Annotated in this window: 10 protein-coding genes; 4 read left to right on the top strand and 6 right to left on the bottom strand. The window is 67.1% G+C overall.

Features of this window, described 5'->3' with window-relative positions:
- The coding region (locus QZ709_RS15555) for a hypothetical protein (RefSeq protein ID WP_294638310.1) at nucleotides 1-119 on the bottom strand (119 nt) is incomplete at its 3' end.
- Nucleotides 120-247: 128 nt separating this feature from the next.
- Between QZ709_RS15555 and QZ709_RS15560 the strand changes: the two genes are divergently transcribed.
- A complete protein-coding gene (locus QZ709_RS15560; protein ID WP_294638302.1) occupies nucleotides 248-973 on the top strand; it encodes a 1-acylglycerol-3-phosphate O-acyltransferase in 726 nt (241 codons plus the stop codon).
- Here the strand turns inward: QZ709_RS15560 and QZ709_RS15565 are convergent, their stop codons facing one another.
- From QZ709_RS15565 to QZ709_RS15575, 3 genes are all read right to left on the bottom strand, one after another.
- On the bottom strand, nucleotides 974-1,801 hold the full coding sequence (locus QZ709_RS15565; protein WP_294638303.1) for a proteasome-type protease: 828 nt from the start codon (nucleotides 1,799-1,801) through the stop codon (nucleotides 974-976).
- A complete protein-coding gene (gene mutS, locus QZ709_RS15570; protein WP_294638304.1) occupies nucleotides 1,798-4,515 on the bottom strand; it encodes a DNA mismatch repair protein MutS in 2,718 nt (905 codons plus the stop codon). Before mutS ends, QZ709_RS15565 begins: the two co-directional genes overlap by 4 nt.
- A 115-nt stretch (nucleotides 4,516-4,630) precedes the next feature.
- Nucleotides 4,631-5,695, bottom strand: coding sequence for an inositol monophosphatase family protein (locus tag QZ709_RS15575; RefSeq protein ID WP_294638305.1), 1,065 nt, complete (start codon nucleotides 5,693-5,695; stop codon nucleotides 4,631-4,633).
- A 310-nt stretch (nucleotides 5,696-6,005) separates the two neighbouring features.
- Between QZ709_RS15575 and QZ709_RS15580 the strand changes: the two genes are divergently transcribed.
- Complete coding sequence (locus QZ709_RS15580) at nucleotides 6,006-6,758, top strand: RNA methyltransferase (RefSeq protein WP_294638306.1); 753 nt, start codon at nucleotides 6,006-6,008, stop codon at nucleotides 6,756-6,758.
- A gap of 112 nt (nucleotides 6,759-6,870) precedes the next feature.
- The gene (gene cysE / locus QZ709_RS15585; RefSeq protein ID WP_294638311.1) at nucleotides 6,871-7,668 is read left to right on the top strand and encodes a serine O-acetyltransferase; all 798 of its coding nucleotides are present in this window, start codon (nucleotides 6,871-6,873) and stop codon (nucleotides 7,666-7,668) included.
- Nucleotides 7,669-7,775: 107 nt separating this feature from the next.
- On the opposite strand, the gene QZ709_RS15590 is transcribed toward cysE, so the two are convergent.
- Both QZ709_RS15590 and QZ709_RS15595 read right to left on the bottom strand, forming a co-directional pair.
- A complete protein-coding gene (locus QZ709_RS15590; RefSeq protein WP_294638307.1) occupies nucleotides 7,776-8,546 on the bottom strand; it encodes an SDR family oxidoreductase in 771 nt (256 codons plus the stop codon).
- 46 nt (nucleotides 8,547-8,592) lie between these two features.
- Entirely contained in the window at nucleotides 8,593-9,666 is a 1,074-nt protein-coding gene (locus tag QZ709_RS15595) for a phosphotransferase family protein (protein WP_294638308.1), read from the bottom strand.
- Nucleotides 9,667-9,757: 91 nt separating this feature from the next.
- Here QZ709_RS15595 and QZ709_RS15600 point away from each other — a divergent pair.
- Nucleotides 9,758-10,359: LysR family transcriptional regulator (locus QZ709_RS15600; protein ID WP_294638309.1), on the top strand; the 602-nt coding region annotated here is incomplete at its 3' end.

The raw sequence follows: 10,359 nt of genomic DNA on the forward strand, positions 1-10,359 counted from the left end.
AGCTTGATGAGGGTGACTTTGAGGCCGCGCGATTCGAGGATGGCAGCCAAAGACGCAGCGGCGATGCCCTTACCGAGTGAGGACACCACACCGCCGGTGACGAAGACAAACTTGGTCATGTGCGCAAAAGCGCTCGCACAGTGTGCGAACGCTGCGGTGGTAAAGCGGCATTATAGGTGGTTCGGGGGCCCCCTGGACGTCGGATAATCGCGCCGCGCCTTTTCCCTCCCGGGCGTGTGGAGACCCCGTGCTGTTTGCCTTGCGCATGCTGCTGCTGAGCGTGCACTTCGTCGTGGCCACCCTGGCCGGCCTGCTGGTGTGCCTGGCCCGTCCGTTCAACCCTGCCAACACGCCATTGTGTGCGCGGCTCTACGCCCTGCCGGCCTTGCGCATCCTGGGCATGAAAGTGCGGGTGGACTCAAGCGTGCTGGCCCAACACCCTCGCCCGGCCGTCATCCTGGCCAACCACCTGTCGAACCACGATCTCTTTGTGTTCGGGCAGGTGGTGCCGCCCCGCACCGTGAGCCTGGGCAAACAAAGCCTGAAGTGGCTACCCCTGTTCGGTCAGCTGTACTGGCTGGCGGGCAACGTGCTGATCCAGCGCGGCAATGCGGTGCGCGCCCGTCAGGCCATGACACAACTGAACGACACACTGCACAGCCGCGACATCTCGATCTGGATCTTCCCGGAAGGTACGCGCAGCCATGGCAAGGGGCTCGGACCGTTCAAGAAGGGAGCGTTCCAGCTGGCGGTCAACGCGGGCGTGCCGATCATCCCGATCTGCAGCAACACCTATGTGCGCCAGATGCGACTGAACCGCTGGCACAGCGGTGACGTGATCCTCAAGGCGCTGCCACCGATTTCGACCGCGGGGCTGGGGCCCGACGACGTGCCCGAACTGATGGCGCGCTGCCACGCCGAGATGGCAGCCTGTATCGCCGACCTCGACCGGCAGGCCGAAGCAGCCCGCTGATCAGCCCTGCGGGGCGCTGATCTTGCTCAGCGGGTTCATGGCCTGGTGCTGAGCCGGAGCCGGGTTGGTGGCCAGGTCAGGCTGGTCGCCATTCCAGGTCGGGTCGGGGATGGAATCGAACACCTGACGCAGACGCTGGCCCCAGCTGCTGCGGATCATGCGGAAGTAGGCGTTCGACTCGTCGATGTGGATGAGCTTGTCGACCTTGAGCGTGTCGGCTTCATACACGAGCAGATCGAGCGGCAGGCCGACCGACAGGTTGGACTTCAGCGTCGAGTCCATCGAGATCAGCGCGCACTTGGCGGCCTCTTCCAGCGGTGTGTTGGGCGTGACGACCCGGTCGATCACCGGCTTGCCGTACTTCGATTCACCGATCTGGAAGTAGCAGACGCCGTCGATGCCGGCCTCGACGAAGTTGCCGGCGGCATAGACGTTGAACAGGCGCATGGTCTCGCCCTTGATCTGACCGCCGATGATGAGGTTGCAGTTGAAGTCGATGCCGTGCTTCTTCAGCGCATCGGCATCGCGGGCGTGCACCTTGCGCACGGCGCTGCCCACGATGCGGGCCACATCGAACAGGCTCTTGGCCGTCCAGATGGTGACGGGTTCGCCATCCGAGCCCTCGATCGTCTCGTTGCCCAGCAGCTGCTTGGCCGCCTGGGTGATGGCGAGGTTGCCGGCCGACATCATCACCAGCACGCGATCGCCGGGCTTTTCGTACACCGTCATCTTGCGGAAGGTGCTGATCTGGTCCATGCCCGCGTTGGTGCGCGAGTCGGACAGGAACACGAGACCGGCGTTGAGCCGCATGGCAACACAGTAGGTCATGATGAGAACACCGCTTTGAGTTTGTAGAGCGCGTCCAGCGCCTCACGGGGAGTCAGGGTATCGGGGTCGATGCCGGCAAGCAAGGTCAGGGCCTGCGCCTCGGCCGGACTCAGCGCGTCACCGGCCGGACCGGCAAGCGCAGCCCCCTGCGCCGCCACGGCGTCGGCATCGAAGCCACCGGCATCGGCCGCAGCAAACAGGTCGATCTGCTGTTCGTGCTGGCGTTGCTGCGCTTCCAGCGATTCCAGCGTCGCCCGGGCCTGGCGGATCAACGTGTGCGGCATGCCGGCCAGGCGCGCCACCTGCACGCCATAGCTGCGGCTGGCGGGGCCGTGCTGCAGTTCGTGCAGGAAGACGATGTCGTCGCCCGACTCGGCGACGCCGACGTGCACGTTGAGCGCGCGCGGGTGCTTTTCGGGCAGCGCGGTCAGCTCGAAATAGTGCGTGGCGAAGAGGGTGAAGGCCTTGTTCTTGTCGTGCAGATGGCTGGCAATCGCGCCGGCCAGCGACAGGCCGTCGAACGTGGAGGTACCCCGGCCGATCTCGTCCATCAGCACGAGCGAATGCTCGGTGGCGGTGTGAACGATGGCCGCGGCCTCGGTCATCTCCATCATGAAGGTGGACTGGGCGTTGGCCAGGTCATCGGCCGCGCCGATGCGGGTGTGGATGGCGTCGATCGGGCCCAGTCGGCATGCGGCCGCCGGCACGTAAGACCCCATCGACGCGAGCAACACGATCAGCGCCACCTGCCGCATGAAGGTCGACTTACCGCCCATGTTCGGGCCAGTGATGATCATCATGCGACGGTTGGCGTCGAAGCGGCAGTCATTCGGGATGAAGGCCGTGCCGGTCGTCTCCATCAGGCGCGCCTCGACCACGGGGTGGCGCCCCTTCTCGATCTCGATGCAGGGATGGTTGCAGAAATCCGGGCGGGCCCAGCCCAGCGTCTGGGCGCGCTCGGCCAGAGCCGCCAGCGCATCCAGCGTGGACAATGCCCGGGCCAGCGCCCCGAGCACGGCGATGTGCTGCTGCAGGAAGTCGATCAACGCGTCGTACAGGGCCTTTTCGCGCGCCAGGGCACGCTCCTGCGCCGACAGGGCCTTGTCTTCGAAGGCCTTGAGTTCGGGCGTGATGAAGCGCTCGGCGTTCTTGAGCGTCTGGCGGCGCTGGTAGTCGAGCGGCACCTTGTCGGCGTGGCTTTGCGTGACCTCGATGTAGAAGCCGTGCACCTTGTTGAACTGCACGCGCAGGTTGGAGATGCCGGTGCGGGCGCGCTCGCGGGCCTCGAGTTCGAGCAGGAAGGCGTCGCAGTTCTCCGAGATGGCCCGCAGCTCGTCGAGGTCGGCATCGAAGCCGGTCGCGATCACGCCACCGTCGCGCAGTAGCACGGCGGGGGTTTCCATCAGCATGGCCTGCAGCCGCTCGGCGATGGCCGGATCGGGCTGCAGCGCCGTGGCAAGTTGCGCCAGCAAGGGTGCGCCTTCGGGCACGCGCTCACGCAGCGCAGGCAGGCCCAGCAGCGTATCGCGCAGGCCGGCCAGCTCGCGCGGACGCACCTGGCGCAGCGCGATGCGGGCATTGATGCGCTCGACGTCGCTCATCTGGCGCAGCGCTTCGCGCAGGGCTTCGTGGCCCTGCTCGTGGTGCGGCGGCGCCAGCAGCGTGGCAATGGCATCGAGCCGGGCGCGGGCCACGGCCCGGTCGCGCAGCGGCTGCGTGAGCCACTGGCGCAGCGCGCGGCTGCCCATGCCGGTGCGGCAGGTGTCGATCAGCGACAGCAGCGTGGGCGCGTCTTCGCCACGCAACGTCTGCACCAGCTCGAGGTTGCGCAGGGTGGCGGGCGGCAGGTCGAGCAGCTCGCTGGTGCGCGGCACATCGAGCGTGGCCACGTGCGACAGCGCCCTGCCCTGTGTGTGTTCGGCAAAGCTCAGCAGCGCGGCGGCGGCGCTGTGCGCCAGCGGCATCTCTTGCGCGCCCCAGCTTTGCAGGTGGCCCACCTGCAGCTGCTCGCACAGCTTGCGCAGGCCCAGGCCGGCATCGAACTGCCAGGTGGGCCGGCTGGTGAGCGCCGTGCCACGGCCGCCCTGCGACAGCATGGGCTGCAGCGTGGGCGGCACGCGCTCGCGGTCGAACAGGATTTCAGCCGGCTGCAGGCGGGCCAGCCAGCCGGCCAGCTCGCGCTCGGTGCATTCGGTCAGGCCCAGCTTGCCGCTGGACAGACCCAGCCAGGCCAGGCCGCAGGGCACGGCGTGCTCGGCATGGCGACCGCGCTTGTCCATCACCACGGCCAGCAGCAGCGCGTCAGAGCGCTCGGACAGCAGCTCGGTGTCGGTCAACGTACCGGGGGTGACCACGCGCACGACCTTGCGCTCGACCGGGCCCTTGGTGGCACCGACCTCGCCCACCTGCTCGGCAATCGCCACCGACTCGCCCAGGCGGATCAGCTTGGCCAGGTAGGTCTCGACCGCATGCACGGGCACGCCGGCCATCACCACCGGCTCGCCGGCCGACTGGCCACGCACCGTCAGCGTGATGTCGATCAGCCGGTTGGCCTTGCGGGCGTCGTCGTAGAAGAGCTCGTAGAAATCCCCCATGCGGTAGAACACGAGGGTGTCGGGGTGCTCGGCCTTGATGCGCAGATACTGCTGCATCATGGGCGTGTGAGCGCTGAAGTCGGTGGCGGTCGCGGTGGGCGGCACGGTGGCTCCGGACATCGGCTGCAAGGACTCGGGTCTCGGCGTCGGGTCGACAGGGGTTCAGCAGGGACGATGACCGGGCCCATCGCCCGGCTGTACACAGGGCTGCGGCCCGATCGCCCCGTCGCTCACATCAGAACGGTGCGTCGTCGCGGCGAGCCGGACGGCCGGGGCGCTTGGGCTCGCGCTCGGCGGCGTCGCGGTCTTCCTGGGCCTTGGCAGCCGCGGTGATGCGCTTGCGCTGGGGCTTGGCGGCCTCAGGCTCGGCAGCCTGCTTCTCGGCCTGGGCGGCGTCTTCGGCAGCCTGCAGCTGCTGGATCAGTGCATCGTCTTCCGGATCGCTCTCGCCGTCGTCGGCTTCCAGCTCGGCGTCGACCTTCGGGTCTTCCTTGATCACGCGGGTGTACGGCGACAGCGTCTTGACCAGTTGGCCATAGATGCGCGGGTTGCCAGCCACGATTTCACGCTGGTAGAGGAAGTCGGGCTCGCCGGTGAAGTTGCCCACCAGGCCACCGGCCTCGGTGATCATCAGCGAACCGGCGGCAATGTCCCAGGGGCTCAGGCCGGTCTCGAAGAAGCCATCGTAGAAGCCGGCGGCCACGTAGCACAGGTCGAGCGCGGCGGCACCGGGGCGCCGCACGCCGGCGCACTGCACCATGACCTCTTCGAACATCTTGAGGTAACGCTGGAAGTTGTCGCCCTTGCGGAAGGGGAAGCCCGTGCCGATCAGGCAGTCCAGCATGCGGGTGCGCTTGGAGACGCGGATGCGGCGGTCGTTCATGTACGCGCCCTTGCCCTTGGACGCGTAGAACAGGTCGTTGCGGGCCGGGTCGTACACCACGGCCTGCTGGATCTGGCCACGGAAGGACAGCGCGATCGAGACCGCGTAGACCGGAAAGCCGTGGATGAAGTTGGTGGTGCCGTCCAGCGGATCGATGATCCAGACGTAGTCGCTGTGGCGGGCGCCATGCTCGCGGCCCGACTCTTCGGCCAGGATACCGTGGCCCGGATAGGCCTCGAGGATGGTCGCGATGATCGCGTCTTCTGCTGCCTTGTCCACCTCGGTGACGAAGTCGTTGTGCGACTTGGCCGTCACGGTCAGGCGCTCGATGTCGAGCGATGCCCGGTTGATGATCGCCCCGGCTGCGCGCGCAGCTTTGATGGCGATGTTGAGCATGGGATGCAGGGCTTGAGACATGGATGTGAGCGTTTCAACGTTGGGCGACGCGTGACGTGGCACGACGGGCACCCTCCGCCCCGGCAAACACGGTCCGGGCGGGCGTCGGGCGCAGGTCGCGCGGCGTCAGGCCAGCGGGTTCACATGAACCGGATGGCGACAGCGCATCGCAGACAGGCAGCAGCGGTGATCAAAGAACGAGCGAGAATCAAGCATTCTAGCCACGCGCTGATTTTTTTGCACCACTTTTCGGGTGTTCCCCACTTGCCGCGGTCGCCTGCCTCGTTTTCGGGACTGCAGCGGTGGCACCGGCGCCCTCGCCTTCTCGCCCATGAGCCTCGACACCCCCGCCCCCCGCACCGCCGATCCGACCCGCTTCGTGCTGATCGGTACCAGCCACCCAGGCAACGTGGGCGCGACGGCCCGCGCGATGAAGGTCATGGGGTTTTCCGAGCTGGTGCTGGTGCGCCCCCGCTTTGCCGACGTGCTGATTCAGGAAGAGACGGTGGCCATGGCCAGCGGCGCGGCCGACATCCTGGTGCGAGCCCGCATCGTCGACACCCTGGCCGAGGCCCTGGACGGCGTGACCTGCGCCCTGGCCACAGCGATGACGCCCCGGGACTTCGGCCCGCCGACGCTGTCGCCGCGTGAGGGCCTGGCAGCCCTGGCGCGGGCACCCGAAGCACACAAGGTCGCCTTTGTGTTCGGCAGCGAGCGCTACGGCATGGCCAACGAGGACGTGTACCGCTGCCATGCCGTGCTCAGCATCCCCACCAACCCCGATTACGGCTCGCTCAACCTGTCGCAGGCGGTGCAGTTGCTGGCATACGAATGGCGGCAGGCCCTGGGCGGCTTCGATGTGGCGCCGCGCGCGCCGGACGCGGACCTGGCCAGCGGTCAGGCGGTCCAAGGGGTGCTGGACCACTGGGAACAAGCCTTGACGGCCATCGGCTTTCTCGACCCGAAGGCTCCGAAAAAGCTGATGCCGCGCCTGAACCAGCTGTTCAACCGGGCACAGCTGCGCCAGGAAGAGATCCACATCTTGCGCGGTGTGGCCAAGGCCATGATGACGCGACGCGGATGATGCGATCGCGGCCCGGCCGCACGCCGAGCCGGTCAGCCCGGTACAGATCGGGTCTTTTCAGCCCGGCTACACTCGCCTGCCCTATTTCGAAAAACGCATAAGCTCATTCATGCTGTTTGCCCGCCTCAGAGAAGACATCGCCTGCATCGTGGAACGCGACCCCGCGGCCCGCTCCGCATGGGAGGTGCTGACCTGTTACCCCGGGCTGCACGCGCTGGCCATGCACCGTCTGGCCCATGCCTGCTGGACAAATGGCTTCAAGTGGCTTGGGCGCTGGATCTCGCACTGGGGCCGCTTCTTCACCGGCATCGAAATCCATCCGGGCGCCAAGATGGGCCGCCGGGTGTTCATCGACCACGGCATGGGCGTCGTGATCGGCGAGACAGCCGAAGTCGGCGACGACTGCACCATCTACCAAGGTGTGACGCTGGGCGGCACCTCGTTGTCCCGCGGAGCCAAGCGCCATCCCACGCTGGGCCGCGGTGTCATCGTCGGGGCCAATGCCCAGGTGCTGGGCGGCTTCACTGTGGGGGACGGGGCACGCGTGGGCTCGAACGCCGTGGTGACCAAGCCGGTGCCTGCAGGCGCGACGGCCGTCGGCAACCCGGCACGCATCATCGTCGCCAAGCAGACGCTGATGGACGAAAAGCAGGCCGAGCGCGAGGCTGTGGCGGCACGCATGGGTTTCTCGGCCTACGGCGTGACGGAGGGCGACGATCCGCTCTCGCAGGCGCTGCGGGGCCTGATCGACAACGCCGCCGGTCACGGGCACCAGATCACGATGCTGTGGCAGGCGGTGGAAAAGCTGGCCCAGTGCGCGCAGAGCGAAACTGCACGCGACTGCATGCCCACCGACGCGCAGCGCACCGAGTGCTTCGACGCCGACAGCCTGAACCGACTGGTCAAGTAGGCCGGCAGGCATCGGCCCTGCGCCACCACGCAAAAGCCCGCCGGATGGCGGGCTTTTTCATGAAGCTGGCTCAGAGAACCAGCCCGCTCGGGCCATGTCCAGCCAGGTCAACCCAGCAGGTAGCCGCCGTCCACGTTCAGGCAGGCGCCGGTCGTGTAGCTCGCCGCGTCCGACGCGAGGTACAACGCCGCGCCGGCCATCTCCGAGGGGTCGGCCACACGGTTCATCGGCGTGTGGGCCATCACCATCTTCAGGATGTGCTCGTTCGTCGTCAGCGCCGACGCGAACTTGGTGTCGGTGGCGCCCGGCAGGATGGCGTTCACGCGCACCTTCATCGCCGCGCACTCCTTGGCGAACGCATGCGTCATCGAGATCACGGCGGCCTTGGTGATGGAGTAGATGCCCTGGGCCATGCCCGGGATCACGCCATTCACAGACGCAATGTTGATGATGGAGCCGCCGCCCTGCTTGGCCATCAGCTTGGCGCCCTTCGAACACATGAAGAAGTAGCCTCGGATGTTGACGTCCACGGTCTTCTGGAACGCGCCCGGGTCCGTGTCGGTGATGTGGCCGAAGTACGGGTTGGCTGCGGCGTTGTTGACCAGGATGTCGAGGCGGCCGAACTGCTGCTCGATGGCCGTGAAGGTCGCATCGATCTGGTCGAGCTCGCCCACGTGGCAGGCCAGCACGGACGCCTTGCCGCCTGCCTCGCGGATCGAGGCCGCGACCGCCTCACAGGGCTCCGCCTTGCGGCTGGAAATGATGACGTGCGCACCGTGTGCGGCCAGCAGGCGGGCGATCGCCTCGCCGATGCCGCGGCTGGAACCGGTGACCAGGGCAACCTTGCCCGTCAGATCGAAGGTGGTGGGTTGGCTCATGCCGTGATCCTCTGAGTGCTCTGAGTGAAGTGGAGGGAAACGGGCATCACAGCGACGATGCCGCGATGATCTGCTTGCAACGCTGCTCGAGGTAGTTCACGAACGGCCCGAAGGTGGCGAATGCCGGATTGCGCGCATTGCCGGCCTTGAAGCGCTGGTAGATCTGCTGCGCGATGCCGGCCAGGCGGAACAGCCCGAACACGGTGTAGAAGTCGAAGTTGTCGACGCTGATGCCGGTCTGCTCGCTGTAGTAGCGCACGACCTCATCGCGCGTCAGCATGCCGGGCGCGTTCGTCGGCTGGCGGCGCGAGCCCTTCATGAACATGTCGTCGTCGGCCTGCACCCAGTAAGCCAGCGCACTGCCCAGGTCCATCAGCGGGTCGCCCAGCGTGGCCATTTCCCAATCCAGCACGCCGATCACCTTCAACGGGTCGTTCTGGTCGAGCACCACGTTGTCGAAGCGGAAATCGTTGTGGATGAGGCGGATGGCCACTTCGTGCTTCGGTTGCTTGTCGGCCAGCCACGCCATCACCGACTCGAAGTCGCCGACGTCGTCCGTGCGGGCGGCGCGGAAGCGCTTGCTCCAGCCCTCCACCTGTCGCGCCACATAGCCCTCGCCCTTGCCGAGATCGGCCAGACCGGCCGCGGCCGGATCCAGCTTGTGCAGGTTGACCAGCGTGTCGAGCACGTTCAGGCAGAGCTGACGGGTCGTCTCGGGCGTGAGGCCCAGCTCCGGCGGCAGGTCCTGACGCGGGATCACGCCCACCAGGCGCTCCATCACGTAGAACGGCGCGCCGATCACGTCGGCGTCTTCGCAGATGGCGTAGACCTCGGGCACCGTCGGGTACACCGGCTTGAGGCGGCGCATGATGGTCGCCTCGCGCACCACGTCGTGCGCCGACTTGGCGATGTGCCCGAACGGAGGGCGACGCAAGATCAGGTCCTTGTTGGCGTAATGCAGCAGGTAGGTCAGGTTGGAGGCCCCACCCGGGAACTGCTTGAGCGTGGGCTCGCCTTCGAGATGCAGCCCCTGGGCCTGCAGCCAGGCGGTCACCTTCGCCAGGTCGACTTCTTCCCCTGCGCGGACCTGGCCGGCATCGTCGATCAAGGACTTCTCCATGGACTTGTCTCCTTCGGTAGATGGCGCGGCAGTGTAGAAACGCACCCATAATGAATCAAGTGCATTCTTTGAATCTGACGTCATTAGCGCTGTGAATCTCAGCAAGATCGATCTCAACCTGTTCCTGGTGTTCGACGCCATCGTGCAGACGGGTTCCCTCACGGCCGCCGCCCGCGAGCTGCACCTCAGCCAGCCCGCCGTGAGCCATGCCCTGGCGCGCCTGCGCGATGCCCTGCGCGACCCGCTGTTCACCCGTCAGGGGCGGCGCATGCTGGCCACGCCGTATGCGCGCACGCTGACCCCGGCCGTGCGGCAGGCGCTGTCCACCCTCCAGGCCGGCATCAAGGGGCCGCAGCAGGGCTTCGAGCCCACCGCGGCCGAACGCAGCTTCACGCTGGGCATGCGAGACATCCTGGAAGCCCTCACCCTGCCCGGTCTGATGGCCCACATCCGCGCCCATGCACCCGGCGTGTCCGTCCACAGCATCCAGGTCGAGCGCAACGACATCGCAGACGCCTTGCGGCAGGGCCGGGTGGACGCCGCGGTCGACATCGCCCTGCCCGTCTCGCCCGAGGTGAACCACACGCGGCTGGTGCTGGACCGGCTGGTGGTCGTGGCGCGACGCGGCCACCCGCTGATCCGCGGTGGGGCCCTGCATCTGGACGACTACCTGGCGGGCGTGCACGTGCTGGT

Origin of the sequence: uncultured Aquabacterium sp. (genome assembly GCF_913773725.1) — a bacterium.
Lineage (GTDB): Bacteria > Pseudomonadota > Gammaproteobacteria > Burkholderiales > Burkholderiaceae_C > Aquabacterium.